The 26629-nt window shown below is 61.5% G+C and carries 22 protein-coding genes and 1 tRNA gene; 7 read left to right on the top strand and 16 right to left on the bottom strand.

The genetic code is table 11. The annotated features are described in order from the left end of the window. On the bottom strand, positions 1-361 hold a 361-nt coding region (locus AC0L16_RS06745), incomplete at its 3' end, for a hypothetical protein (protein ID WP_473619758.1). 326 nt (positions 362-687) lie between these two features. Continuing rightward, positions 688-764, bottom strand: a tRNA-Pro gene (locus tag AC0L16_RS06750). Between the two features lie 203 nt (positions 765-967). On the opposite strand from AC0L16_RS06750, the gene AC0L16_RS06755 reads away from it, so the two are divergent. Next, positions 968-2488: a phosphomannomutase/phosphoglucomutase gene (locus AC0L16_RS06755; RefSeq protein WP_473619759.1), complete on the top strand. Its 1521-nt coding sequence runs from the start codon at positions 968-970 to the stop codon at positions 2486-2488. A 41-nt stretch (positions 2489-2529) separates the two neighbouring features. On the opposite strand, the gene betB is transcribed toward AC0L16_RS06755, so the two are convergent. The 4 genes from betB to betI form a co-directional block, all read right to left on the bottom strand. Then, a complete protein-coding gene (gene betB / locus AC0L16_RS06760) occupies positions 2530-3993 on the bottom strand; it encodes a betaine-aldehyde dehydrogenase (RefSeq protein WP_473619760.1) in 1464 nt (487 codons plus the stop codon). Positions 3994-4157: 164 nt separating this feature from the next. Beyond that, positions 4158-5822, bottom strand: a complete 1665-nt coding sequence (gene betA / locus AC0L16_RS06765; RefSeq protein WP_473619761.1) for a choline dehydrogenase — start codon at positions 5820-5822, stop codon at positions 4158-4160. Beyond that, positions 5822-7351 carry a choline-sulfatase gene (gene betC, locus AC0L16_RS06770; protein WP_473619762.1) on the bottom strand — a complete coding sequence of 510 codons (1530 nt, stop codon included), beginning with the start codon at positions 7349-7351 and terminating at the stop codon, positions 5822-5824. Before betC ends, betA begins: the two co-directional genes overlap by 1 nt. Further along, the gene (betI, locus tag AC0L16_RS06775) at positions 7348-7938 is read right to left on the bottom strand and encodes a choline-binding transcriptional repressor BetI (RefSeq protein WP_473619763.1); all 591 of its coding nucleotides are present in this window, start codon (positions 7936-7938) and stop codon (positions 7348-7350) included. The genes betC and betI overlap by 4 nt, the downstream gene beginning before the upstream one ends. A 224-nt stretch (positions 7939-8162) precedes the next feature. On the opposite strand from betI, the gene AC0L16_RS06780 reads away from it, so the two are divergent. Both AC0L16_RS06780 and AC0L16_RS06785 read left to right on the top strand, forming a co-directional pair. Then, positions 8163-9329 (top strand): acetyl-CoA acetyltransferase, encoded by a 1167-nt coding sequence (locus tag AC0L16_RS06780; protein ID WP_473619765.1) that lies wholly within the window; start codon positions 8163-8165, stop codon positions 9327-9329. Positions 9330-9456: 127 nt separating this feature from the next. Then, positions 9457-10461: an asparaginase gene (locus tag AC0L16_RS06785; RefSeq protein ID WP_473619766.1), complete on the top strand. Its 1005-nt coding sequence runs from the start codon at positions 9457-9459 to the stop codon at positions 10459-10461. A 10-nt stretch (positions 10462-10471) separates the two neighbouring features. On the opposite strand, the gene AC0L16_RS06790 is transcribed toward AC0L16_RS06785, so the two are convergent. Further along, on the bottom strand, positions 10472-11848 hold the full coding sequence (locus AC0L16_RS06790) for a TIGR03808 family TAT-translocated repetitive protein (protein WP_473619767.1): 1377 nt from the start codon (positions 11846-11848) through the stop codon (positions 10472-10474). Positions 11849-11966: 118 nt separating this feature from the next. Between AC0L16_RS06790 and greA the strand changes: the two genes are divergently transcribed. Then, the gene (gene greA / locus AC0L16_RS06795; protein WP_473619768.1) at positions 11967-12440 is read left to right on the top strand and encodes a transcription elongation factor GreA; all 474 of its coding nucleotides are present in this window, start codon (positions 11967-11969) and stop codon (positions 12438-12440) included. Here greA and AC0L16_RS06800 read toward each other — a convergent pair. The 4 genes from AC0L16_RS06800 to AC0L16_RS06815 all read right to left on the bottom strand — a co-directional run bounded on the left by AC0L16_RS06800 (position 12437) and on the right by AC0L16_RS06815 (position 16674). Next, positions 12437-12826 carry a type II toxin-antitoxin system death-on-curing family toxin gene (locus AC0L16_RS06800; protein ID WP_473619769.1) on the bottom strand — a complete coding sequence of 130 codons (390 nt, stop codon included), beginning with the start codon at positions 12824-12826 and terminating at the stop codon, positions 12437-12439. The genes greA and AC0L16_RS06800 overlap by 4 nt on opposite strands. Next, complete coding sequence (locus AC0L16_RS06805; RefSeq protein ID WP_473523361.1) at positions 12823-13044, bottom strand: AbrB/MazE/SpoVT family DNA-binding domain-containing protein; 222 nt, start codon at positions 13042-13044, stop codon at positions 12823-12825. The genes AC0L16_RS06800 and AC0L16_RS06805 overlap by 4 nt, the downstream gene beginning before the upstream one ends. Before the next feature lie 70 nt (positions 13045-13114). After that, a complete protein-coding gene (gene scpA, locus AC0L16_RS06810) occupies positions 13115-15238 on the bottom strand; it encodes a methylmalonyl-CoA mutase (RefSeq protein WP_473619770.1) in 2124 nt (707 codons plus the stop codon). After that, positions 15235-16674 (bottom strand): methylmalonyl-CoA mutase subunit beta, encoded by a 1440-nt coding sequence (locus AC0L16_RS06815; RefSeq protein WP_473619772.1) that lies wholly within the window; start codon positions 16672-16674, stop codon positions 15235-15237. The genes scpA and AC0L16_RS06815 overlap by 4 nt, the downstream gene beginning before the upstream one ends. Positions 16675-16932: 258 nt before the next feature. Here AC0L16_RS06815 and AC0L16_RS06820 point away from each other — a divergent pair, with 258 nt between their 5' ends. The 3 genes from AC0L16_RS06820 to AC0L16_RS06830 all read left to right on the top strand — a co-directional run bounded on the left by AC0L16_RS06820 (position 16933) and on the right by AC0L16_RS06830 (position 21649). Continuing rightward, on the top strand, positions 16933-18480 hold the full coding sequence (locus AC0L16_RS06820) for a helicase HerA-like C-terminal domain-containing protein (protein ID WP_473619773.1): 1548 nt from the start codon (positions 16933-16935) through the stop codon (positions 18478-18480). 225 nt (positions 18481-18705) lie between these two features. Next, positions 18706-19857, top strand: a complete 1152-nt coding sequence (locus AC0L16_RS06825) for a nucleotidyltransferase family protein (RefSeq protein WP_473619774.1) — start codon at positions 18706-18708, stop codon at positions 19855-19857. Between the two features lie 148 nt (positions 19858-20005). After that, positions 20006-21649, top strand: a complete 1644-nt coding sequence (locus tag AC0L16_RS06830) for an ABC transporter ATP-binding protein (protein ID WP_473619775.1) — start codon at positions 20006-20008, stop codon at positions 21647-21649. Between the two features lie 97 nt (positions 21650-21746). Here the strand turns inward: AC0L16_RS06830 and AC0L16_RS06835 are convergent, their stop codons facing one another. From AC0L16_RS06835 to asnB, 5 genes are all read right to left on the bottom strand, one after another. Continuing rightward, positions 21747-22025 (bottom strand): PqqD family protein, encoded by a 279-nt coding sequence (locus AC0L16_RS06835; RefSeq protein WP_473619776.1) that lies wholly within the window; start codon positions 22023-22025, stop codon positions 21747-21749. Further along, entirely contained in the window at positions 22022-22885 is an 864-nt protein-coding gene (locus AC0L16_RS06840) for a hypothetical protein (RefSeq protein ID WP_473619777.1), read from the bottom strand. Before AC0L16_RS06840 ends, AC0L16_RS06835 begins: the two co-directional genes overlap by 4 nt. Continuing rightward, a complete protein-coding gene (locus AC0L16_RS06845) occupies positions 22882-24000 on the bottom strand; it encodes a methyltransferase domain-containing protein (protein WP_473619778.1) in 1119 nt (372 codons plus the stop codon). The genes AC0L16_RS06840 and AC0L16_RS06845 overlap by 4 nt, the downstream gene beginning before the upstream one ends. Before the next feature lie 25 nt (positions 24001-24025). Further along, entirely contained in the window at positions 24026-24445 is a 420-nt protein-coding gene (locus AC0L16_RS06850) for a tail fiber domain-containing protein (protein ID WP_473619780.1), read from the bottom strand. Positions 24446-24733: 288 nt separating this feature from the next. Further along, positions 24734-26614, bottom strand: a complete 1881-nt coding sequence (gene asnB / locus AC0L16_RS06855; protein WP_473619781.1) for an asparagine synthase (glutamine-hydrolyzing) — start codon at positions 26612-26614, stop codon at positions 24734-24736. Between the last annotated feature and the right edge of the window lie 15 nt (positions 26615-26629).

The following is a 26629-nucleotide window of genomic DNA, read 5'->3' on the forward strand; positions in this document are numbered from 1 at the left end:
CGAAAACTCGCAACCTGGGATACCGACTACCTGATGGCAGCTCTCCAACTCCGTTAACCTGGACTCGTTGCCCTGCCTCAGGCACCCGCTCGTCGACCACAAACGCCCTCCGCCCAAGCTTGACGATCCACTTCGGCCGATCGCGTTTCCATATCGCCGCGAATTTGCGCTCCAGCGCACGTTCGGCCGCGATGCGGGCATCGATCTCGTCTTGCGATGCATCGGACGGCCACGACGAACCGCCGCAATCGCCGGCCCCTGTCAGATAAAGCCTTCGGACGGCCGCTTCAGCGCCTATCGGCTTGCCGCGCCAGAACTCGCTTGAGCGGATAAGGCGCTCATGATCGCGCAGCACTCGCATTGTGTCTTCTTCGCGTAGTCGCGTCGCTTTCACAGATAGCCTTTGTCGCGGAGATAGTCGGTCAGAATGAGACGGATTGCGTCAGACTGATTGGGCGGCGACTCCGGCTGGTCGGCAATGAAGGCTTCGATACCCCCGCGAAGATCGGCGGAGAGGCGAACCCCAACACGAGGGGTTTCGCCAGTTGGCGGGCGGCCTCGCTTTTTTTGTGAGACAGATATTGACGACATAATTTATGTGTGCCAGAAAATGACCGGCCGCGCAAGGTGCGCGAGCCGATCACAGTTGGTGGCGGCTTCGGGAAAAAGCTAAGTGCTTGATTTTTCTGGTCGGAGTGGCAGGATTTGAACCTGCGACCCCATCGTCCCGAACGATGTGCGCTACCAGGCTGCGCTACACTCCGTGACCAGACCGCGGGCTTATAGCCGCCGTACTTCGTTCCTGCAAGCGCCAATGGCAGCGCCTCTGTCGCATTTCTTGGCGTTTCGCCTTAACGTCATACAGGTTTCAGTTCCCTGCGGGATAAACACCGCATAAGGGCTCGTGTTATAGGCATGGCCACCTGCGTTGAAACCACTCTGAATCCAGCCGCTTGGAGTTGCTGTCTTGTCCCTGAAGATTGTTAGCGAAGCCCTTCCCAACACTTTCGAGTTTGAAACCTCGGCGCTGATCAAGGCGTCCGGCTTTCGTGAGTATGATGCGCGCTGGTGGTTCGGCCATCCTGGCTCTGCCGAGCCGCCGGAGCTCAACCTGATCGGCGTGCAGGCGCTCGGCATGGGGCTCGGCACGCTGATCCGGCGCCTGGGCGCCGGGCCGGACATCGTGACCGGGCATGATTTCCGCTCCTATTCGCTGGCGATCAAGCTGGCGCTGGTTTCCGGGTTGATGGCCGCCGGCGCGCGGGTCAGGGATATCGGGCTGGCGCTGTCGCCGATGGCTTATTTCGCCCAGTTCGCGCTCGACACGCCGTCTGTCGCCATGGTCACCGCCTCGCACAACGAGAACGGCTGGAGCGGCGTCAAGATGGGGGCGGCGCGTCCCTTGACCTTCGGTCCGGAGGAAATGAGCGCATTGAAGGCGATCGTGCTTGCCGGCGACTTCGACCTGGTCGGCGGCGGCTCCTATGAGTTCGTTGCGGACTTCCGCAAGATCTATCTCGACGACCTGACCCGCGACAAGCGCATAGCGAGAAAGCTCAAGGTGGTCGCCGCTTGCGGCAACGGCACCGCCGGCGCTTTTGCACCTGAAGCGCTGGAACGGATCGGCTGCGAGGTGATCCCGCTCGATGTCGAACTCGATCATAGGTTTCCGAACTACAACCCCAATCCCGAAGACATGAAGATGCTGCACGCAATCCGCGACAAGGTGCTGGAGACAGGAGCAGACGTCGGGCTTGGCTTCGACGGCGATGGCGACCGCTGCGGCGTGGTCGACAATGAAGGCAACGAGATCTTCGCCGACAAGGTCGGCGTCATGCTGGCGCGCGACATTGCGCGCCTGCATCCCAGCTCGACCTTTGTCGTCGACGTCAAGTCGACCGGATTGTTCAATACCGACGCCGCGCTGCGCGCCGATGGCGCCGTCACCGACTACTGGAAGACCGGCCACTCCTACATAAAACGGCGCGTCGCCGAGCTTGGCGCCATCGCCGGTTTCGAGAAATCCGGTCATTTCTTCTTCAACCCGCCGATCGGGCGCGGCTATGACGATGGGCTCATCACGGCCATCGCCATCTGCGAGATGCTGGATCGCAGCCCGACAAGCAGCATGGCCGATCTCTATCGCGACCTGCCGCTGACCTTCGGCACGCCGACCATGTCGCCGCACTGCGCCGACGAGCTGAAATACGGCGTGGTCGAGCGAGTCGTTTCCGACTTCCAGGCAATGAAGCGGGAAGGCACGGTCTTCGCCGGCCAGAAGATCGCCGATCTGATAACCGTCAATGGCGTGCGCGTCGTTGCCGAGGACGGCACCTGGGGCCTGGTGCGGGCGTCGTCGAACAAGCCGGAGCTTGTCGTCGTGGTGGAGAGCCCGGTGTCGTCGGAGCGGCGCCGGCAGATGTTCGAAGCCGTCGATGCGGTGCTGCGCCGCAGCCCTGAAGTCGGCGCCTACAACCAGACGTTCTAAGTTCTCTGGCTAAGGTCTCTGGACGGCGGCGCCGATGAGCGTCAATAGGGGCTCGCGACGTCGCCGGTCTCGACATAGATCGACTTCAACTGCGAATAGAGTGCCAACGCGGCAAGCGAGTTTTCTCGCCCGATTCCCGACTGCTTGAAGCCGCCGAAGGGAATTTCGACGGGCGTCAGGTTGTAGGCGTTGATCCAGCAGGTGCCGGCCTGCAGCTCGGCGATGACGCGGTGAGCGCGCGGCAGGTCGCGCGTGAACACGCCGGCGGCAAGGCCGAATTCGGTATCGTTGGCGCGCTCGATCACGTCGTCCTCACCGTCGAATTTCAGCACGCTCATGACAGGCCCGAAAATCTCCTCGCGCGCGATGCGCATGGTGTCGGTGACGCCGGTGAAGACCGTCGGCTCGATGAAGAAGCCACCCTGGAAACCTTGCAGCGAAGGCACATTGCCGCCGCAGGCGAGGACAGCACCCTCCTGCTTGCCGGCCCCGATATAGAAGATGACCTTCTCGTGCTGCGCCTTGGAGACCAGCGGCCCCATCTGCGTTTCCTGGTCGAGCGGATCGCCGACACGGATTTTCTTGGTCCGCTCGACCAGCCGTTCGACGAAACGGTCGTGGATGCCCTTCTGCACGAAGACCCGCGTGCCGTTGGAGCAGATCTGGCCGGTCGAATAGAAATTGCCGAGCATGGCGCCGCCAATGGCATTTTCGAGATCGGCATCGTCGAAGACGATCAGCGGCGACTTGCCGCCAAGCTCCATGGTGGCATGCTTCATCTTCAAGCCGGCGAGCGACAGCACCTTGCGGCCGGTCGGCACCGAACCGGTCACCGAGACCTTGGCAACGACATCGTGCCCGACGAGGCCGGCGCCGACATCGCCATAGCCTTGCACGACGTTGAACAGCCCGTCGGGCAGGCCGGCCTCGGTGTAGATTTCGGCGAGCGCCAGCGCCGACAGCGGCGTATTCTCTGACGGCTTGAACACCATGGCGTTGCCCATGGCGAGTGCCGGCGCCGATTTCCAGCCGGCGATCTGGATCGGGTAGTTCCAGGCGCCAATGCCGACGCAGACGCCCAGCGCCTCGCGCCTTGTATAGGCAAAGGGGCCGCCGAGATCGACAGACTCGCCATTATAGGCAGCGACCGCGCCGCCGAAATATTCGAGGCAGTCGGCTGCCGACGGCGCGTCCGCCACCAGCGTCTCCTGGATCGCCTTGCCGGTATCCAGCGTCTCGATGCGCGCCAGGTCGGCGTTGCGCGCGCGCAATATGTCGGCGGCGCGGCGCAGGATGCGACCGCGCTCGACCGGCTTCAGCCGCGCCCAGGCCGGTTGTGCTGCACGCGCTGCTTCGATCGCGAGCTCCAGCACGTTCGGCGTCGCCGAACGCAGCATCGCGATGGTCTCGCCGGTTGCCGGATAGATGACTGGCAACGGCGCACCTTGCTCGTCGTCGATGTAGCGTCCGTTGACATAGTGCGATGCCTTTGGCTGGGCGCGCATGGGAGCTTCTCCAAATTGTCTTTCGCAGGGACCGGCGGGCGGGCAGTCCGCCGGATCATCGCTTATCGCATCGGCCCGAAAATCGGAATCGATTTCCGGAAAGCACGATGCGAGGACTAAAAAAGCGATAGAGCGCTTGTGCGTCCGAATGGACGCACGTCGCTCTATCGATCCGACACCTGCCAGCGCGGATTGATCCATGGTTCCTGGTTGGACGGCGGCAGCGGCGTGCGGCCGAGAATGTGGTCGGCGGCCTTCTCGCCGGTCATGATTGACGGCGCGTTCAGATTGCCGTTGGTGACGCGCGGGAAGATCGAAGAATCGGCGATCCGCAGCCCGTCGACGCCGATGACACGGCATTCCGGATCGACGACGCTCATCGGATCATCCTTGCGGCCCATCTTGCAAGTGCCGCAAGGGTGGTAAGCGCTTTCGGCGTGATCCCTGATGAAGGCATCGAGATCGTCGTCCGATTGGACGTGCAAGCCCGGCGAGATCTCCTTGCCGCGATAAGGGTCGAATGCCGACTGGCCGAAGATCTCGCGCGTCAGCCGGATGCAGTGGCGGAACTCGATCCAGTCGTCCGGATGCGACATATAGTTGAAGCGGATCACCGGCTTCGATCTGGGATCTGGCGAGCGCAGCATGACAGAACCGCGCGACTTCGATCGCATCGGCCCGACATGCGCCTGGAAACCATGCGCCTTCGCCGCCGCCTTGCCATCATAGCGGACCGCCGCCGGGATGAAATGATACTGGATGTCGGGATAGTCGACGCCGGCGCGCGAGCGCACGAAGGCGGCCGCCTCGAAATGGTTGGTTGCGCCGAGGCCCGACTTGAAGAACAGCCATTGCGCGCCGATCAGCGCCTTGGAGAACGGGTTCAGCACCGAATTCAGCGTGATCGGCTGCGTCGATTCCTGCTGGATGTAGAGCTCCATATGGTCCTGCAGGTTGCCGCCGACGCCGGGCCGGTCGGCGATCACCGGAATGCCGTATTCCCTGAGATGCTGGGCCGGGCCGATGCCGGACAGCATCAGGAGCTTGGGCGAATTGATCGAGGACGCGGCAACGATCACTTCACGTCGCGCCTTGATCACCTGAATCCGTCTGCGCACTTCGATCTCGACACCAGTGGCGCGTTGATTCTCGATGACCACTCGTCGGGCGAAGCCCTTGACCAGGCTTACATTTTTCCGCCTCAGCGCCGGCCTCAGATAGGCACTCGCCGCCGACCAGCGGCGGCCGCCGCGAATGGTCTGCTCCATCGGCCCAAAGCCTTCCTGCTTCGCGCCGTTATAGTCGTCGGTCAGTTCGAAGCCAGCCTGACGGCCTGCTTCGACGAAGGCGCCGTAGAGTGGATTCGTCCTTGAGCCGCGCTGCACGGTCAGCGGGCCGCCGTGGCCGCGCCAGCCGTTCTCGCCGCCGTTGGCGTCCTCCATGCGCTTGAAGTAGGGGAGCACGTCGGCAAACCCCCAGCCAGCCGCGCCCTGTTCGGCCCAATGGTCGAAATCGCGGGCATGGCCGCGCACATAGACCATGCCGTTGATCGAGGACGAGCCGCCGATGACCTTGCCGCGCGGCGTCGCCAGCACACGGCGGCCGAGATGCGGCTCCGGCTCGCTTGCAAAACCCCAGTCGTAGAGGCTCATATTGAGCGGGATCGACAGCGCCGACGGCATCTGGATCAGCGGCCCGATGTCGCTGCCGCCAAATTCGATGACGATCACCGAATATTTGCCATCCTCCGACAGCCGGTAGGCCATGGCCGAGCCGGCCGAGCCGGCGCCGATGATGACGAAATCCGCCTCAACAAGACTGTCTGTCATCATTCGCCTCGCGGAAAGCGCTTCTGCTCTTCGAGCAGGTCGAGGTTCATGTGGTTGCGCATGTAACGTTCCGAAGCCTTCTGCAGCGGCTGGAATTCCCAGGGGTAATGCGTGCCGTTGCGCAGCGCCGGATAGACCACCCAGCGGCGCGCCTGGTTGGCGCGTACGGCGGCATCGAAGGCAGCCATGTCCCAGCGCGCCAAAACCTTGTCGGTGAAGGAAACCACCAAAGCCGCGTGCGCCGGGTCGGCGGCGAGGTTGATCGATTCCCGCGGATCCGATTCAAGATCAAACAGTTGCGGCGGATCGATCTCGCAATGGATGAATTTGTAACGGCCCTCGCGGATCGCCACCATCGGCGCGTTGGAGCCTTCAGCCGCATACTCCATCAGCACCGGTGCGGTGCGTTCCTTGCCGTCGAGCAGCGGCAGCAGCGACTGGCCGTCGGTCCATCGCGCAATCGCGCTCATGTCGATGCCGGCGAGGTCGCAAAGCGTCGGCGCGACGTCGAGATTGGAGACCGGTGCGTCGATCAGGATGGCCGAAATGTTTTTTCCAGCGATCATCAGCGGCACGCGCGCCGAGCCCTCGAAGAAGCACATCTTGAACCACAGGCCGCGCTCGCCGAGCATGTCGCCATGATCGGAGCAGAACAGGATGATCGTGTCATCGAGCATCCGCGTGCGCTCGAGCACCGACAGCAGTTCGCCGACCTTGTCGTCGAGATAGGAGATGCTGGCGAAATAGCCGCGCCGCGCGCGGCGGATCTGCTCGCCGGTGATGTCGAAACTGTCATAGTCGCTGGCGCGGTAGAGCCGCTGCGAATGCGGGTCCTGTTGGTCGTAGGGGACGAAGCCGACATCCGGCTCGAGCGCCGGGCAGTTCTCGTAGAGATCCCAATAACGCCGCCGGGCGACATAGGGGTCGTGCGGATGGGTGAAGGAGACGGTCAGGCACCACGGCCGGCGCGCGGCATCGTCCGAGACGCGGGCGAAATCATAAAGCTTCTGCACCGCGTGAAAAGCGACTTCGTCGTCATATTCCATCTGGTTGGTAATCTCGGCGACACCGGCGCCGGCCACCGAACCGAGATTATGATACCACCAGTCGATCCGCTCGCCGGGCTTGCGATAATCCGGCGTCCAACCGAAATCGGCCGGATAGATGTCTGTGGTCAGCCGTTCCTCGAAGCCATGCAACTGATCCGGCCCGACGAAATGCATCTTGCCGGACAGGCAGGTGTGGTAGCCGGCGGCACGCAGATGATGCGCATAGGTCGGGATCGAAGAGGCGAACTCGGCGGCATTGTCATAGACTTCGGTGCGCGACGGCAACTGGCCGCTCATGAACGCGGCGCGGCCCGGCGCGCAGAGCGGCGAGGCCGTGTAGTTGTTCTTGAAACGTGCCGAACGAGCCGCCAGCGCCTTCAGATGCGGCGCATGCAGGAAGTCCGCCGGCCCATCCGGGAACAATGTGCCGTTGAGCTGATCGACCATGACAATCAGAAAATTGGGTCGCTTCGACGTCACTGCGCGCTCCGCCGGCTGAGTTTCGTTTCGAGATAGTCCTCGATCAGTGCAATCGCGGTCGCGGCATTGGGCACGCCGTCCTTCAGCGCGCGCCTGATGTAGAGCCCGTCGATCATCGCCGCTGTCGCCTCGGCGACGCGGTCGGCTTCGCTTCTCGGCAGAATGCCAGTCAGCCCGCTCACCAGATTGGAATGCAGGCGCCGCGCATAGACCTTGAGCAGCCGGCGCAGCGCTGGCGATTTCTGCGCCTCGACATAGAAGGCGAGCCAGGCGGCTATCGTTTCCGGCTGGAACTGGGCGTCGGAGAAATTGACGGCGACCACGGCCGAAACGCGCTGGCGTGCCGTGCTGACCGATCGAAGCGCGCGCCGCATGTCAGCGGTCAACTCGGCCAGGATGTGCCGCATCGTCGCCAGCAAAAGTTCGTCCTTGGCGCCGAAATAGTGATGGGCGAGCGCCGAGGACACGCCGGCGCGCCCGGCGATTTCCGACATCGTCACATCAAGCGAACCGCGCTCGCCGATTGCCGAGATCGTCGCGTCGATGAGCGCCCTGCGGCGCAACGGCTCCATTCCGATTTTCGGCATCTTTGCTCCGCTCCGTTGCGGCAAGATTATTTTTTATTGACGGATCAATCAACAAAAATCCGTCGTGATGTGGTGGCAAAAGTCAGGCGCCGTGACCAGATATCAAGATCAAGTGGTTGTGTGGTTCTGGCCCCTTTACGAAGTCGCTGGAACGGTTCATGCTTGAACAATGTTGATCGCGCGCCGCGACATCGCGTAGCCCGGCCCGCAGGATGGAGATAACCATGACAGCATGCATCGTCGGCTGGGCGCATTCGCGCTTCGGCAAGCTCGAAGGCGAGACGCTGGAGGGCCTGATCACCAAGGTGGCTAGCGAGGCGCTCGATCATGCCGGCATCGGTCCGGACGAGGTCGACGAGATCGTGCTCGGCCACTTCAATGCCGGCTTTTCCGCACAGGATTTCACCGCAAGCCTGGTGCTGCAGGCCGACGACCGGCTGCGCTTCAAGCCGGCGACGCGCGTCGAGAACGCCTGCGCCACCGGCTCGGCGGCGGTCAGGCAAGGCATCCGCGCCATCGACGCCCATGCGGCGCGCATCGTGCTGGTGGTCGGCGCCGAGCAGATGACGACGACATCAGGTCCGGAAATCGGCAAGAATCTTCTCAAGGCCTCGTATCTGCCCGAGGAGGGCGACACGCCGGCAGGCTTCGCCGGCGTTTTCGGCCAGATCGCGCAAGCCTATTTCCAACGCTATGGCGACCAGTCGGACGCGCTGGCGATGATCGCCGCCAAGAACCACAGGAACGGCGTCGACAATCCCTACGCGCAGATGCGCAAGGATTTCGGCTATGAGTTCTGCCGGCACGAGAGCGAGAAGAACCCCTTCGTCGCCGGTCCCCTGAAGCGTACCGACTGCTCGCTGGTCTCGGACGGCGCCGCCGCCCTGGTGCTTGCAGACACGGCGACGGCATTGAAGATGCGCCGCGCCGTCGCTTTCCGCGCCAACGAGCATGTGCAGGATTTCCTGCCGATGTCGAAGCGTGACATCCTGGCATTCGAGGGTTGCGAGCAGGCCTGGAACCAGGCGCTGAACAAGGCCGGTGTGACGCTCGACGATCTGTCCTTCATCGAGACGCATGACTGCTTCACCATCGCCGAGCTGATCGAATATGAGGCGATGGGCCTGGCGAAACCGGGCGAGGGCGCAAAATTGGCGCTGGACGGCGAGACGGCGAAGGACGGTCGGCTGCCGGTCAATCCGTCAGGCGGGCTGAAAGCCAAGGGCCATCCGATCGGCGCCACCGGCGTGTCGATGCATGTGCTGAGCGCCATGCAGCTCGTAGGCGAGGCCGGCGGCATCCAGGTGCCCGGAGCAAAGCTCGGCGGCATCTTCAATATGGGCGGCGCCGCCGTCGCCAACTATGTTTCCATTCTCGATCGGATCAGATAAAACCCGCCCGCATTACAGCGCCGCGCGCCCTCCGGGCGCGCAAGGACGCTGTAACACTTTGATTTTCCGCATGATCCTTTTCGAAAATCGAATCCGATCTTCGACGTCATGCGTTAGCGGGGAATTCATGACAAATCCGGTTCTAGTCGAAGTTTTGCGCGGCGCCGTGGTCGAGAGCGCGCATCGTGGCGCCATTGCGGTCTTCGATGCCGATGGTAAGCCGTTCCTGGAAATCGGCGATACGGCTCGCCCGGTGTTTCCGCGCTCGGCGGTCAAGGCGATCCAGGCGCTGCCGCTGGTCGAAAGCGGCGCGGCCGATGCGTACGGTTTCGGCGACCGCGAACTGGCGCTAGCCTGCGCTTCGCATTCCGGCGAGCCGGCGCATGTCGAACTGGCGCGGGCGATGCTGGCCAAAGCCGGGCTGGACGACGCGGCGCTAGAATGCGGCGCGCATTGGCCGTCAAGCCATGACGCGACAATTGCGCTGGCCAGCAACGGCAATTTGCCAAACGCGCTGCACAACAATTGTTCTGGCAAGCATGCGGGCTTCCTTTGCACCTGCGTCCACGCCGGCGTCGCCCATCGCGGCTACGTCAAATCAGGCCATGCCTCGCAAGAGATGGTGCGCGATGCAATGCAAGCGGTGACCGGTGCCGCCCATGATGTCGATCATTGCGGCACCGACGGCTGCTCGATCCCGACCTATGCCGTGCCGCTGCGCAGCTTCGCGCTCGGCTTTGCCCGCATGGCCACAGGTATCGGCTTTGAACCCGTTCGCGCCAAGGCCGCAAAGCGGCTGCTTTCCGCCTGCATGGCCGAGCCATTTCTGGTCGCCGGCACGGGCAGGGCCGATGTTGCGCTCATGCAGGTCGCGTCAGGCCGGATTTTTGTCAAGGGAGGGGCCGAAGGCGTCTATTGCGCGGCACTTCCCGAGCTTGGCCTTGGCATTGCAGTGAAATGCGATGATGGCGCCGGCCGCGCCGCTGAAGTCATGGTCGCGGCGTGCATGGCCAAGGTTTTGCACTCCGACAAGGCTCTGGCGGCGATACTGATCGAACAGGCACATCCGCCCATAGAAAGCCGGATCGGCGCCAAGGTCGGCTCACTCCGCCCCTCCGCTGCGCTGAGCTGAGAACGGGCATTCAGCTCACATGATTGCGTCCGATGGTCAGATGCGCATAGCCGGCATTGCCTGATGAGGCGAGATCGCCGGTCACCGGCTCGGCCCAGCGGTGGCCGACGATCGCGCCGTTTTGGGCGCCGTCGATGACATTGTCGGAGATGACCGCCGTTCCAGCACCCTCGACCACGGTGACCGCGATGCCTGTTCCCGCCTTGCGGATCATATTTCCCGTGGCGACCACATTGCGCATGAACGGCCCCCAGCCGATGTGCATGCCATAGAGCGGTGCATTCTCGACGACGTTGCCGGAGACGGTGGTATCCGCCTCAACGTTGATACCGATGCCGAAACCGGGCGGATCGGCAGGGTAGGGGCCGCTGGTCGCGAGGTTGCGGATAATGTTTCCGGAACACACGCCCATGCGGCCGCCTTCGTTGAAATTGACGAGCGAGATGCCATTGGCGGCGCCATCGACAATGTTGTTGCTGACGATCGCCCCTTCGAAGGAGAATTCGGAATAGAGCGCCGTTTCGCCCGATCGCGAGCAGGTGTTGCCGGTGATGTGCAGGTTGCTCGCGCTGTTGGCGCGGATCGCCGAAAACGCACAGTCCGAGACGATATTGCCCGAGATGACGACGTTACCGGCGCGGAACGCATTGATGCCGTTGCCGTTCTGGCCGGTTCCGCCGCTACGCGCCTGAATACGCTCGACGCGGTTGCCGCTGACGATGGTGCCGTCCTCGGCCGCTTGCCAGCGGTGCACGAGGATACCGCCATTGGCGCAATCGGAAACGGTGTTGCCTGATATCTCCAGGCCGGCGGCTTCGACCGAATAGATGCCGGCGTCGGCCGCGCCCGATATTTTCGAACGCTCGATTCGGCCCGAAGCGTGCTCGAGCGCCAGGCCGCTCTTGCCGCTGCCGGTGATCTGGCAATTGTCGATGACGAGGTGAGCGACGCGGCGGAGGTCGAGCAGGCCTTGCGCGTAATCGCCGATCCGGCGATTGGTGCCGTCGAACGCCAGCCCGGTGAATTCGATATGCTCGGCCTGTTCGGCCATGAGCAGATGGCCGTTGCCGCCATAGACGATCCGCGATGCGCCCGGCACGCCGGAAAGTCTTATACGACCGGGCAGCGAAAGGTTGGATACGACATAGGGTCCCGGCGGCAGGAACACCGGCATGTCGCGGTCGTTTGCCTCGCGCAGCAGCCTGGCGAAGGCCTTGCTCTGGTCGTCAAGCGCGCCGGGCTGCACGCCGAGGTCGGCAGCGTTGATCGAGCCGCGCATCGGGGCATTGTCGACGCCAGTCAGGCTGCCCGCCGCTGCCTTGCCGAGCGAGAGGCCCAGGACGGCAAAGCCGGCGGTCTGCAAAAGCAATTTTCGTCTGTTCAACATCGGCACAGGGTCCCAGCGTTCGGCTGTCGCGCCGCAGGAATCGTGCCAGACCGGATCGGCAGATCCGGTTTGCCGGCAATAGCTTGTGGAGTCGTCACGCGAAGCATAAGCTCGACTGATGAGCAGAGCCTTCACGCGCGAAGAGGATAGCGAAAACGCCATCGCCGGCATCGGCGAGCGGCCGATCAGCCACCACCGCAATCTGGTGACGCAACGCGGCCTGGCGCTGATCGACGCCGAACTGGCTGCCCTGCGCGATGATCTGGGCAGAGCGGAGAAGAGGGCCGACCGCGAGCGCATCGCGCTCATCTCGCGCGACCTGCGCTACTGGACCGCGCGGCGTGAAAGCGCCGAGCTTTCCATGCCGGAACCGGGCAGCGACCTGGTTCGCTTCGGCATGGGTGTCACCCTGGAAGGCGATGACGGCAGGAAGGTGCACTGGAAGATCGTCGGCGAGGATGAGGCCGATCCGGCCAAGGGGACGATTTCCCATGTTTCACCGATGGCTCTCGCCTTGTTCGGCAAGAAGGTCGGCGAAATTGCCGTGGTGAACGGCAAGGAATGGGAGATTGTGAAGCTCTCGGATAGTTAGTTCTCGATCTTGACGACATGATCGAGAAAGAAAGCCGCCGCGCCAGCCTCGTCGATTTCGCCGGCGGCGACGCCCATGACGAACTCATAGATCGTGCCGTTGTCGGCCGTCAGCACATAGCCGTTGACAATCAGGAACGCGCCGGCGGCGACGATGGCCGTGCGCTTGTTGCCGTCGACAAAGGCGTGATTTCTGGCGATGCCGAAGATATAGGCGGCGGCCAGATCCTCGATCGATGGATCACCATAGTTCGCCTTGTTCTCGGCTCGGGCGAGCGCCGATTCGAGGGCATTCTCATCCCTCAAACCGTGCGCTCCGCCGTGCCGACGCAACTGCTCGGCGTGCATCGCTTCGACCGCACGCCGGCTCAGGAACTCCCAGCTCATTCGGCGAGCTTCTGAAGCGCGACTTTGTATTTGTCCATGACTTGGCGAGCAGCTTCCATCTGCCGCTCGAAGCTGTCGTCCACTGGCCGAAGGGTGATGCCCTTGCTCGTTTCGACGATCTCAAGCTGATCGCCGGCCTTCAGATTCAGGTGATCGAGAATTTCCTTGGGCAGGATCACGCCTTCGGAATTGCCGATCTTGCGAATGGTCGTGTTCATGGATTCAGCCTTTGTTGCAACGCTGATTATAACTCAGGTTGTCGGTCGTTGCAACATGGTTATAACAAGTTCAGCCGGCCTGCAGCAGCCTATCCATCAGCCGCTCCGCCGCTTCCGGGATAACCGTGCCCGGCGGGAAGATCTCCGCCGCCCCCGCCTGCCGTACCGCCTCATGATCCTGCGGCGGGATGACGCCGCCGGCAACGATCAGCATATCGTCGCGGCCAAGCTTCTTCAGCGCGTCCCTGAGTTCGGGAATGAGCGTCAAATGGCCCGCCGCCAGCGACGAGGCGCCGATGATATGCACGTCGTGCTCGACGCCAAGCCTCGCGATCTCGTCCGGCGTCTGGAACATCGGCCCGACGGTGACGTCGAAGCCGAGATCGGCAAAGGCGGTGGCGATCACCTTCTGGCCGCGATCGTGGCCGTCCTGTCCCATCTTGGCGACGAGAATGCGTGGCTTGCCGCCGGATTTCTCCTCGAACGCCACGATCTTGTCCTGCAGCCGATCGACCACCGGATTGTCGCCGAGCGCCTTGCGATAGACGCCGGAGATCGTCTGGACCGAGGCGACATGGCGGCCGAAGACCTTTTCCAGCGCCAGCGAAATCTCGCCGACCGTGGCGTTGGCGCGTGCCGCGCGAATGGCGAACTCCAGCAGATTTTCGCCGCTCTCGGCAGCTCGGGTCAGTGCATTCAGTGCATTCTCCACCGCACCGACGTCGCGCGTGCCTTTTAGCCGCTGCAGTTTCGACAATTGCCGGGCTCTGACTTCGGCGTTGTCGATCTTCAGCACGTCGACTTTGATATCCGTCTCTGGACGATGGGCGTTGACGCCGACCAGGATCTGCTCGCCGGAATCGATCCGCGCCTGCGTGCGCGCGGCGGCCTCTTCGATGCGCAGCTTCGGTATGTTTTTTTCGGTTGCGGCGGCCATGCCGCCCAGGCTCTCGACCTCTTCGATATGGGCAAGCGCGCGCGCCGCCAGATCATGCGTCAGCCGTTCGAGATAGGCAGAGCCGCCCCACGGGTCGATGATGCGGATGGTGCCGGATTCCTTTTGCAGGATGAGCTGCGAGTTGCGGGCGATGCGGGCCGAATGGTCGGTCGGCAGCGCCATCGCCTCGTCGAAGGCGTTGGTGTGCAGCGATTGTGTATGACCCTGCGTCGCCGCCATCGCCTCGATCATGGTGCGGATGATGTTGTTGTAAGGGTCCTGCGCCGTTAGCGACCAGCCCGAAGTCTGGCAATGGGTGCGCAGAGACAGCGAGCGCTCGTCCTTCGGCGAAAAGTTCTTCAGCATCAGCGTCGACCACAAAAGGCGGGCTGCCCTCAGCTTGGCGACCTCCATGAAGAAGTTCATGCCGATCGCCCAGAAGAAGGACAGGCGCGGCGCAAAACGGTCGATATCGAGACCCGCCGCGACACCGGCGCGGGCATATTCGATGCCATCGGCGATCGTGTAGGCGAGCTCGAGGTCGGCGGTCGCCCCTGCCTCCTGCATATGATAGCCGGAGATCGAAATCGAATTGAACTTCGGCATGTGCTGCGACGTGTAGGAGAAGATGTCCGACACGATCCGCATCGAAGGTTTTGGCGGATAGATGTAGGTGTTGCGCACCATGAACTCTTTCAGAATGTCGTTCTGAATGGTCCCGGCGAGGTCCTTTTGCGCAACGCCCTGTTCTTCCGCGGCGACGATGTAGAGCGCCATGATCGGCAGCACCGCGCCGTTCATGGTCATCGACACCGTCATCTCGTCAAGCGGGATGCCGTCGAAGAGCTGGCGCATGTCGAGAATGGAATCGATGGCGACGCCTGCCATGCCGACGTCACCGGCAACGCGCGGATGATCGCTGTCGTAGCCGCGATGCGTGGCAAGGTCGAAAGCGACCGACAGTCCCTTCTGGCCGGCCGCGAGGTTGCGCCGGTAAAAGGCGTTCGACTCTTCCGCCGTCGAGAAGCCGGCATATTGCCTGATCGTCCAGGGCTGCTGGACATACATGGTCGGGTAGGGGCCGCGCACGAATGGCGGCAGGCCCGGATAAGTGTCGAGATGCGGCAACCCCTTGAGGTCGCCCTGGCTGTACAGATGCTTGATGGCCAGTCCTTCCGGGGTCATCCGCTGGCCCTTGACCTCGATCGGCGCCCGGCGCGGCGCCGACCAGCCGATTTGGCTGAAATCCGGGATCATGATGCTGCTCCGATCGATTGATCGATACGGATCGGAAACAGCGGCTCGCACACCGCGACGCCCTCGGTGACCGCGGGCCGCCGCTCCGCCGCCAAGGTTTCGACCGGACGTTCGCTCTTCGATGGGTGAAGCGTCGTGCCGATGATGGCCCGCTCGCCCGCCTGATAGGCAACATTGCGGCGGGCGGCGGCCGCCTGAACCCGTTTCTGGATGTGTCCTTGCTGCAGACTGGACAGCACGCCGCCTTCCGCCTCGATCCGCTGGAATTCTTCCCACGCCGCTTCGCAGAGTTCGGCAGTCAGCGCTTCAACGGCGCCCGAACCGCAAGCAGGGTCGGCGACATGATCGATATGACTTTCGTTGGCCATGATCAGTTGCGTATTGCGGGCAACACGGCGGGCAAAGCCCGCCGGCAGGCCGTGCGCGATCGTATGCGGCAGGATGGAGACCGAGTCCGCCCCGCCGGCTGCCGCGGCAAAAGCGGCGATCGTGGTGCGCAGGATGTTCGTCTCCGGGTCCGCCGAAGTCATCATGCGGAACGACGTCTCGGCATGGATGTTGGCGGTGGCGGCGGAGATCGAGCATGCCTCCTGGACCCGCGCCCACAGCCTGCGCAGGGCCCTGACCTTGGCCATCGACACGAACTGGTCCTGGTCGACGCTCAGCGCAAAGCCGATATGGGGCGCCGCATAGACAAGCGGCTGGCGCGCCTCCTCGAACATCCGGAGATAGGAGACCGCCGAAGCCATCATGGTGCCCAGCTCCTGGGCTTCGGTGGCGCCGGCATTGTGGAAGACGCGTCCGTCTGCCTCCAGCAGGACCCCGGGCACGCCCATCGAGAAAAAGTGCGCCAGGGACTGCGGCATCGATGCCTGCAAGGCCTCGATCGACATCCGCAACCGGCCGGTTCCGGCAAAGATCGCCGCCGGGTCGATACCGAAGGACAGGTTGAGCTTTGCCGGGTCTGACCGGCGCTTGCCCAAAAACGCAACCAGCCAGTCGGCTACGGCGCGGCTCCAGGGATGGGCGTCGATGCGGACCTGGATGCGGTTGAGCGGCACGCCGTCGAGCACGGTCTCCAGCGCCTCGGCAGTCCTCGGCAGGCCGTAGCCGAACGCATTCGGCGCGCCTTCGAAGACAAGCGACAATCCGGTGGCGCCCTGTGCGACGTCTTCCAGGGCCTGGGCTTTGGCGCGGCCGACATCCGGATCGTCGATACGCTGGCTGACGATCCACGTCGATCCGGGGTTTGCCCGCGCGAGAGGCTCTGCGGTGACCGAACGATCATAAAGCGGTTCGATGCGGATGCCATCGTCCGTATGGGATACGAGCTTTTCCTCGAAGGATCCGCCGGCCAGGGCTTTTTCCGCAAGGGCCAGCCACCGCTGCCGGTCAGGGTTCGGAAGTTCGGCATCGTGGTTCAAGGCACCGGCCATCCGCTCTCCTCGTCTTCTCGGCCGATAGGCCTGGAACGTCAGTCTACGGTTCCCCGTCGCATATCACAATGCAACACGCGTCCTGCTACGGTGAACCGTCAACCGATTGCCAAACATGCGCAAAATCCGCAAGCTCCAAAACCCAATTTCGACCATGGCCATTGTCGCTACGCAATGGCGTCATTATACCTGCGGCGAGCCCCGTTACTTTCAATAGATCAGGGCTTTCAACACTTCAGGTTTGCGGAGACCGAACACATGGCTGACGACACCAGTATTTTCATCGGAGCCAGCCGAAAGCCTGACGACAGCTACCAGCGCGCCGAAAACCTGCTGCTTCAGTACGGCAATCGTCACGGGCTGGTCACCGGCGCGACCGGCACCGGCAAGACCGTGAGCTTGCAGATTTTGGCGGAAGGTTTCTCCAATGCCGGCGTGCCGGTCTTCTGCGCCGACATCAAGGGCGATCTGTCCGGTATCGCCATGATGGGCACGGCACAGGATTTTCTGGTCAAGCGCGCCGAGCAGGTCAAGCTCGATCCCTATGATTTCCAGGAATTTCCGGTCATCTTCTGGGATCTTTTCGGCGAGCAGGGCCATCCGATCCGCGCCACCGTCTCGGAAATGGGGCCGCTGCTGCTGTCGCGCCTGATGAACCTGTCCGAGGCGCAGGAAGGCATCATGAACATCGCCTTCCGCATCGCCGACGAGGAAGGCTTGTTGCTGCTGGATCTGAAGGACCTGCAAGCGCTTCTTGCCAACATCGCCGAACGCGCCGAAGAAATCGGCGCTCGCTACGGCAATGTGACGAAACCTTCGGTTGGCGCAATCCAGCGCACGCTGCTGGTTCTGGAGCAGCAGGGCGCGACGAATTTCTTCGGCGAGCCGGCATTGCGTATCGCCGACATCATGCGCACCACCCGCGACGGGCGCGGCGCGATCAGCGTGCTGGCCGCCGACAAGCTGATGATGAATCCCCGGCTCTATGCGACATTCCTGTTGTGGCTGATGTCGGAACTGTTCGAGGAGCTGCCCGAAGTCGGCGATCCCGACAAGCCAAAGCTGGTCTTCTTCTTCGACGAGGCGCACCTTCTGTTCGACGACGCGCCGAAGGTGCTGATCGACCGCGTCGAACAGGTGGTCCGCCTGATCCGTTCGAAGGGCGTCGGCGTCTACTTCGTCACCCAGAATCCGCTGGATATCCCCGAAACCGTTCTGGCCCAGCTCGGCAACCGAGTGCAGCACGCCCTGCGCGCCTACACGCCACGGGAGCAGAAGGCCGTGAGGACCGCCGCCGAGACGTTCAGGCCCAATCCCGATTTCGACTGTGCAACGGTGATCACGCAGCTCGGCACCGGCGAGGCGCTGGTCTCCACGCTGGAAGCCAAAGGTGTTCCGTCCATGGTCCAGCGGACGCTGGTTCGCCCGCCGTCGTCGCGCCTTGGCCCGATCACGCCTGACGAGCGCCGCACGCTGATCACCGAGAGCCCGGTTGCGGGACAGTACGACCAGACCGTCGATCGCGAATCGGCTTTCGAGATGCTGCAGAAAAAAGCCAAGGATGCGTTGGACGCGGCGGCGCAGCAGCAGGAGAGCGGCGGCACGCGCTGGACCATTCCAGGCTTCGGCAATGACGATCCCGCCCGCCAGCCCACCGGCGGCAGGCGGGCACCGGCGCCGCGAGCGTCCAATCGCCAGACGGTGGCGGAGGCGGCGATCAAATCGGTGGTTCGCTCGGTCGGCACGTCGGTTGGACGGGCGATCGTGCGCGGCATCCTCGGCAGCCTGGCTAGGGGGCGGCGCTGAAAGCACCGCATCGGACCCAAAACTGGGCACCGGTTTTGCGAGAATCCGATGCTCAAACAACAAGCATCGGACCCAGGAGTGGGCACCGGTTTTTGGGCGAATCCGATGCTCAGGCACAAAATGTCGGAGCCCCCGAAGGGGCGCCGGACCTGGAAAAACCCCGCTATTGTGTAGCAGGTGCCGCCAGCCTGATTTGGGGCTGCGAACGGCAACGGAGCTTTAGTCATGCGAAGTATCGACGAGTTGCTTTGTGCTGCCTTACGTCGCGAGAAGCCACATTGGCCGGAGCACGGCGACGATGAGTTCGTGGACGGCCTCCTCGAGCGGAGTGCTTATCACGGTGTCCAGGCGTTGCTTTACCACTGCGTTGCCGATCAAGCGGGCGTCGAGTTGGGCTGGCCGAAAGTTATTTTGGATGCTTGTCGGCAGCAGGCTACTGCTCAAGCATTGTGGGAGATGCGCCACCAGTACTTGCTGAATCAAGTACTGGAGCGGCTCGTGGCTATTGGCGTCCATCCAATTCTGTTCAAAGGCACGGCCCTAGCCTACGATGTCTATCCGGCGCCTTTCTTGCGTACAAGAGGTGACACGGATCTCCTCGTGCCGTCGGACACCCGTGATCGGGTAGCCAAAGCATTAGAGACCCTGGGGTTTCGTGAACTAGGAACAAGAGCGGACGTCATTAGCGGTCAGACGAGCTATAGCTGGACAGATCCCGCCTCCGATCAGGAACACACCCTCGATTTGCATTGGCGGATCGCCAATTCCACACTCCTGTCAAATCTGTTCTCGTATGAAGAATTGCGTTCCGAGGCCCGGCCACTGCCGAACCTAAGCGCGAGTGCCCTCGCAGCTGATCCAGTGCACGCGCTCGTGCTCGCCTGCATGCATCGAGCGGTCCACAAGCACGCTTTGTATTACGTCGATGACGTGGCCCATTATGGCGGCGATCGACTGATCTGGTTTTACGACATTCAGCTTCTGTTTTCGATGCTATCGCCGTCGCAATGCAAAGAATTTGTTGAACTTGCCGAGCGTAAAGGATTGCGAGCGACCTGCCTGGACGGCATCGAGGCGACCCGAGCCCGTTTTCATACCACCATACCCGAAGCCGTGTCTGGCGCGCTTTCCCGTCCTGGATCGACAGAAACCGCGTCGAGCTATCTCAGCGGATCCAGGTCGAATCGAGTATGGATGGACTTCCAGGCCGCAAGAGGCGTGCGAAACAGGTACGGTTTTCTGGCCGAACTCCTCTTCCCGCCGGCAATCCATATGCGGCAAAAATATCACCAGTCAAACCTGTCGTGGCTGCCCTGGCTCTACCTACGCCGGGCCCTGGCCGGGTCTTTGAAGTATTTACGCAGCCAGGATAGTTGAGTCTCTCTGCGGGCGGTGATTCCGAAATCGTAAGAAATTCTACCGCGGTTGAGGATGCAGCGTGCCTCTGGGTGCTCACTCCAGCAGATCACCTCGATCGATCTCTTGTGGAACTATGAACAGATTGACGAAAATTAGTGAGACAAACATGCTGCTGACATTAGCGGCACCTTATCGAGTGGCGTTGGCCGTCGGCCTTATATTGATGCTATGCGAGAGCGCTGCTTTGTTGGTCATGCCTTGGCTCGGTGGCAGGCTTGCTGAAACGTTTCTTCAGGAACGGGCGGGCAGAACGATCAACATCCAGGTACTTTTTCTAGGTGCATTGGCGCTGTTCGCGGTTCAGGCTGTTTTAAAATTCAGCAATATATACCTGCTTGGTGGGACGACCACACGAATATTGGCGGATTTGAAAATCCGAGTTTACGACCATCTTCAGGCGTTGCCGCTTGCTTTCTCCCACCGGCGTCGTCATGGCGATACGCTCGCGTTACTTACCCGTGATGTGTACGTCGTGAGCGATTACATCAGCGGCACCGCACTTTCTGCCTTGCCGCTCTTCTTCACCGTCAGCGGGGCATTGGCTTTGATGTTCCGAATCGATTCTCTTCTCGCCCTGTTTGCTGCAATCATTATTCCACTGCTCTATCTACTGCTTAAAGTCTTCGGACGACGCATGCGACCATTGGCTCGCCAGCTTCAGGAGGAGCACGCCATTGCCATCGCCATTGCTGAGGAAAACCTTAGCATGCTTCCCGCCATCAAGACCTTCACGCGCGAACAGCAAGAATCGCAGCGTTATCGGAACCAGATCGAGCGCGTCGTCAGCCTGAGCGCCAAGGAGCGCGCTATCCATGCCGCATTGGGGCCGGGGGTTCAGCTTGTGACGGCGGCCGCGGTCGTTCTTATGCTTTGGTTGGCCCAAGGGCAAATTGGCGATGGGGCGCTCACTGTGCCTCAATTGGTGAGTTTTCTCCTCTACGCCCAGGTAATGGCGCGACCCATGGCCGGGCTCGCAGACGTCTATGGACGGACCCAGCACGCGCGCGGAGCGCTGAGCCGGCTTGCAACAGCCTTGGCCGAAGAGCCTGAACCGAGCTGGCATGCGGGCAGGCGGATGGGGAAAATAAACGGCAACATCGAATTCCGTGGTGTCACGTTCGCTTATCCGGGGCGTGAGCCTGCATTGAGGCGCCTCGATCTATCGGTCGCAGCGGGCGAGACAATAGCCATCATAGGTCCCAACGGCGCAGGAAAGAGCACGGTGGCGCATTTGCTTATGCGATTGCACGAGCCTGCCAAGGGAAGCATCTTCATCGACGGCGTGGATATTTCCACGGTTTCCTTGCATAGCCTGCGCAGCCAGATTGGGGTTGTGCCTCAGCACGTGTTGCTGTTCAACGCCAGCGTCCGCGACAACATCGCATATGGGCGGCCTGAGCCCACCCAGGATGAGGTCGAGGCAGCAGCGCAATCGGCCCGAGCGCATGATTTCATCATCCAATTGCCGCAGGGTTACCAGACGCCGATCGGCGATCGCGGCGTGCGGCTGTCCGGAGGGCAACAGCAGCGGTTGGCCTTGGCTCGGGCGCTGTTGAAAGACCCGCCGATTCTAATACTCGATGAAGCGACCGCTATGTTCGATCCAGAGGGGGAGCGCGAGTTCCTGCAGGGCTGCGTGGACGTGCTGCGACAGAGGACGGTGCTTTTGATAACCCACCGGCCGGCGAGCCTGGCGCTGGCTGATCGGGTGTTCAAGCTGGAGGACGGCATCATGACAAGCGCCGGGTAAGTCCAGCCGCATCGTCACCCAGGCTGGCTCAACTGAACTCGGTGCTTGGGATCCAGGCTATTGCGCGCCTGCTGCTGGACAATAAGAATTTATACCCTCATGCCTCTTCAATCTTGACCAGCCCCTGGCGTTCGAGCGTTTGCAACAAGCTGAATACGTCTTTCTCCAAGGGCGCAGGCTCGACCTCGAACTCGTCGAGCATGGTTTCGCAGATTTCGCCGACGGTTTTTCCTTCGGACAGCAGTATCCAGATACGTGCCCCGACCGGGTCCAGCCCAAAATACGTTCCGCTGGCGAGATCCAGGATCACTGTCTCATTGCCCACCTGTCGCGCCATCACTTGCGCCGGAATCGCCACTCTGTCAGTCAAATTCATGCTGCTTCACCTAACGCGTGTTTCACGATGGCCTGCCTGACCCGCGACAGGTCTTCAAAGCGTCGGGGATAATCCAGGCGGTAAAAAATTGGTTGCCCAGCCAGGCAGGACAGTTCATCGAAATGGGCGGCAAGCAGTTCGTGTGCCTCAATTTCGAGTAAGAAAGAATGCTTCACCAGTTCCATTAGAGCTTCGCGCGCAGTCATACCCTCGAACACCGCTTCCTGCTGGACACGCTCGCCAAGAAAATACACCCGGCGCAAGCGCCGGGGTTGCCCGCAGAAGACGATCTCATCGCCCGCAAGAAAACGCGCCTTCGATGTGAACTGCACTGGGGGCGCTTTTCGTACACCATCCTTGCCGACCAAGGCTTCCTCACTGTCTCCCCATAAGCGGATCGAAGGATGGCTCGGCATAATCTGAAACCCACCGTCGCAAGGCTCTACCAGCAGCCCATCATCCGTCAGGAAGCGGAACCCTTCGGTCGCAAAGCTTGCCGCCAGCGTGGACTTGCCTCGGCCTGACTCGCCGATAAATGCGATGCCCTCGCCGCTGATTTCGACCGCGCTGCCGTGCAAAACCAGCTTCCCCTGTTTGCTGAGCGCCAGGGGCAAAACCTGATTCAGATAAAGATGCTGAATGGTCGCGCCGGAGACTCCCTGCACCGGCCATGCTTTGATCTGTCCGCCATCTTGACTCAGCTGGAAATCCGCCAGTTCGGGAAAACGCAGCAGGTAGGCTCCCCCGATGCGGTAGAAATCCGTCCACAAAGTTCCGTCTGGGAAAACCCACTGGTGAAACAAGGTGGCGTCAAGTGGCATTTGAGGGCGGGCGTCCGCCACCTGAAAGTCCACCGTCATTCCGTGTCCTTGCCCAGCACCTGGGCGACAAATCGCGCTGTTTCTTCCACGGAAGGGAACAAGCCGGGATGTTCGCGCAGCACGGCTTCTTCAACCTGCCTGACCGTCCTTTGACCGTCGCAAAGTCCTAGCACGATCATTCTTGCCTGCCCCTGGCAATTGGGTCGGGGCACATGCGCGGGATTCCGTGTGATGATCTCGGCCGGCGTCCGCAACTCGCCCTGCCAGGTCGAATGGCTGAATTTCCGCCCTCCGGACGAGATTTCGACTTCCCACGCGATAACCGAATCCGTCGGGCGCGCCATCACCCTTGCCCTCACCACATCGCCGGATTTTACCTCGACGGCTTCGCCGATGGGCAGGAAAGCCTGAGAGCGGTTGATTGGACGATCCGCAAGCGGCGAGTTCGTCAACCACACCCCTTCGGCCAACTCACAATCGAACCAGCCGCCGAGTCCGTGCACGACGCCATCGCGCTCTATGCGCAACTCCGCATCCCAGGAGAAAAAGTCCGGATTGTCTTCACGAAAATCGATGCCGCCCAGTTCAGCGGGGGCGCCAAGCAATTCTTCCCGCTGAAGATTGACCGCATACTTGGTGTTGACGGCGTATTGGCCCACCCAATGGAATTCGCTGGGTACGCCCTCCCGCCGCCACCCGTCGGCCAAGCCGTAACTGGTTTCCGATTCCACTGCGGCGAGTTGAAGCCTGAGCCTGGCGGGGATCAAAGCCCCCCCTGGCTTCAGGAAACGCCGCCTGGCGTCCGCGAGATATTCGATGATACCGGCATCAAAGCCGAAGTAGCCGACTTGATCGCAAATCACCACATCAACCCGTTCGGGCAGGTTGGCGCGCGCAGAGTAGTCCCCCATGAAAATCGCTTGGCCACCCCATCCCGCGCGAACGAAGGATTCCCGCGCAACCTCGATCATGGCGGTTGAGTCGATGGCGTACACACGGGACGCGCCCGCCTGCAAGCATAACAGCCCCAGAATCCCGGTACCACAACCGAGATCCGTGATGTAATCCCCAGGTTTGACGACTTGGACGACAGCGGACTTGAACTGTTCAAGCCTTACCGAATCGCCGACATACCCCAGGTGTTCCTGCAGCACGGAACTCGACATTCCCCCGCAAGGCTCAGTGAATAGAGGGGTGCCGTATCCTCAGCATCCCGTAGTCCACCCTCTTGTAACCGTCAGGATGAACGCCTACGGCTTCCGGCATGAGCGTCTCGACCTCGTCGGCCATTACACCAAACTGCCTGCCAAGGCCCCACTGCTCGCGGTATTCAGGCTTGTAGTCGAACAGATAGAGGCCGATTCCAAGCGAATGGGTGCCAATACGGACGACGTTCTCTTTGGCACGCGGGTCGGACACCATACTCATACCGGCGGGGCCCCCATCTAGCCCGCTTCCGGTACCGCCTCTTGTTATCGCGCTTACGGAACCGTAGATCTGCAGTGTGGGAGTCGAATAGCGCGCCTTGTTTACCTCAGCAGCTTTGTTTTCAACGGTGAGGTGGGATGGCGTCTGCTGGTCGTTCAGATTGCTTTTCATTAACTCAACCCTTTACGCTGGCTTGGTAATCTCTCAGGAAACCGCCAGATGAACTATCTGGACGTTCTCGATGACTTTTGAACGAGCTTGGCACCTTGCCACCAAGCGAAAACGCGCGCAACCCGGACGCGCGGCATTCATCGAAAATTTAACCGATGTGACGATCAAGACACGTAACGGTACGTTACATGTCTTCAACGGTACGTTACATGGCATCCATTAACAGTACCTTATATGGCATCCATTAACAGTACGTTATATGATTCATTAACAGTACCTTATAGGGCATCAACGATACGTTACATGGCATCCATAAATACTCCACAAAATCCATTTCGGCATGCCGGCCTGCGGATTGTCTCGATAAGCCCGGAATAGCCGGGCCATCCCGTCCCGATCAACCCAGTTGCTACGCTCATCGGGAATCGTCTCGGTCAATATGGCTTGCATCCGGTCCAGATGCTCACGGAGCACGATTGAAAATTCTGCCTTGCTTTTCCGTTCGAGAATCCTCTTCGGCAGGAGATTCTTCAAAGCCTGGACATGGATATATTTGGTTCTGTCTCCACGCAGCCGCAGCCTCTCGGGTAGCGAAAACGCATACTGAACGAGTTTGGGGTCGTCGAGCGGGTATCGGATTTCGATCCCGCAATGGGCGCTCATGCAATCAAGGTCCTCCATCGCCTGGGCATCATAAGCATCGTATAGAGCCTCAAGTAGCGCCCTCTGGCCGACGCTGCGCACTCGCCGATGGTGTGATGGGGGAATAAGCTCGCGACGCATCCGGATCACTTCCCCCATCCGCGGCGAGAGCCAGTAGCAGGCTTTGCTGGTCCCGCTCCCGCGCACCCTGCGAACCAGGCGGCGGAGACCCACCTGGAGAGCGATTGGCAGAAGCGCGAAAAACCCCTGCCGTATGAGCCAGCTCACCGCCTGCCGCGTGCCGAATGCCGTCGCGTCGGTTTTGAGGCAGTCATAGAGCGTACGCAAATGCAGTTGCGCCAGTGCCTCTGCGTAATACGCCCGGGAGCCTTCCAGCCATTGATCTCCTCCGTGACCGCCTAGCGTCACGCGGCTCCCGTGCGCAACGGTTTGCTGCCATAGGCCAGCTTGCATTGATAGGTTCGGAAACCCCGGAAACTGCTGGCCGGAGCGGGCGCGTTCCGCAAACCATGAAAGAGGCATCCTGGAAGGGGGAGTCTCATGAATCCGCAGCCCTAAATACCCGCCCACGGCCCGTGCGTAGGGGAGTTCGCTGGCATCGCCTTCCTCCTCCGTGAAGCCAAGCGTGTAGCCATTTATGCCCTGCGTGAGCAGTCTGTTCGAGCGGCGCAGGTGTTCCGCCACGCAAAACACCGCGGAGGAGTCGAGTCCGCCGCTCACCTCAATGGCGACCGGCCGATGCGACCGTGATGAACGCCTGACGCACTCGAACAGTAATTCGCGATAGTGCTCAATGTATTCTTCGTCCTTGCGAAACGGCAACATCGCCCAAAGATTCGGCTTCCAGTATAGTTCGAGTTGCGGTCCTTGGTTCCCGGCTACCATTCGATGTGCTGCAATCAAGCGCAGGATACCGTTCCATAGAGTCTCATCCCTGGAATACCACTCCCCGGCCAGCATTTCGGCCAACATGCCTTCATTGGGTTCCTGCTTCACCCAAGGCAGCGCAAGGATCGCTGGCAACTCTGAGGCGAAGGCCAGTGTTTTGCCGTCCCAATGGTAATTGAAAGGCTTGTTGCCCATGCGGTCGCGGGCGCAAAAGGCCTCTTGTCGCCGCGCATCCCAGATGACCAGTGCGAAATCGCCGTCGATATGCGGCAAACATTCCCGCCCCCAAATCTGGTAGGCTCTCAGCACCAGTTCAGCATCCGAGCGATCTCGAAGTACGGCGCCGAGCCCCAGCAGTTCCCCCCGCAGTTCCTCCCAGTTGTCCACCCGCCCGTCCATGACCAGGACAAGGCTTGCATCCTCGTTCGTCAGCGGCTGGGTTTCTTCCAGCGACTCTGGCGTGGTGCGAAGCATGCATTGGCCGAGCCCGATGGAGCCCTTCACCCAATGGTGGATGCCATCCGGGCCCCGGTGCGCCATGGTCGTGGTCATTTTTTCCACTAACCCAGGCTCCACCGGCTTACCGTCAAAATGGATTATCCCGGCGATGCCGCTCATATCGTCCCCATGGCA

The sequence above is a fragment of the Mesorhizobium sp. WSM4848 genome (assembly GCF_055811375.1).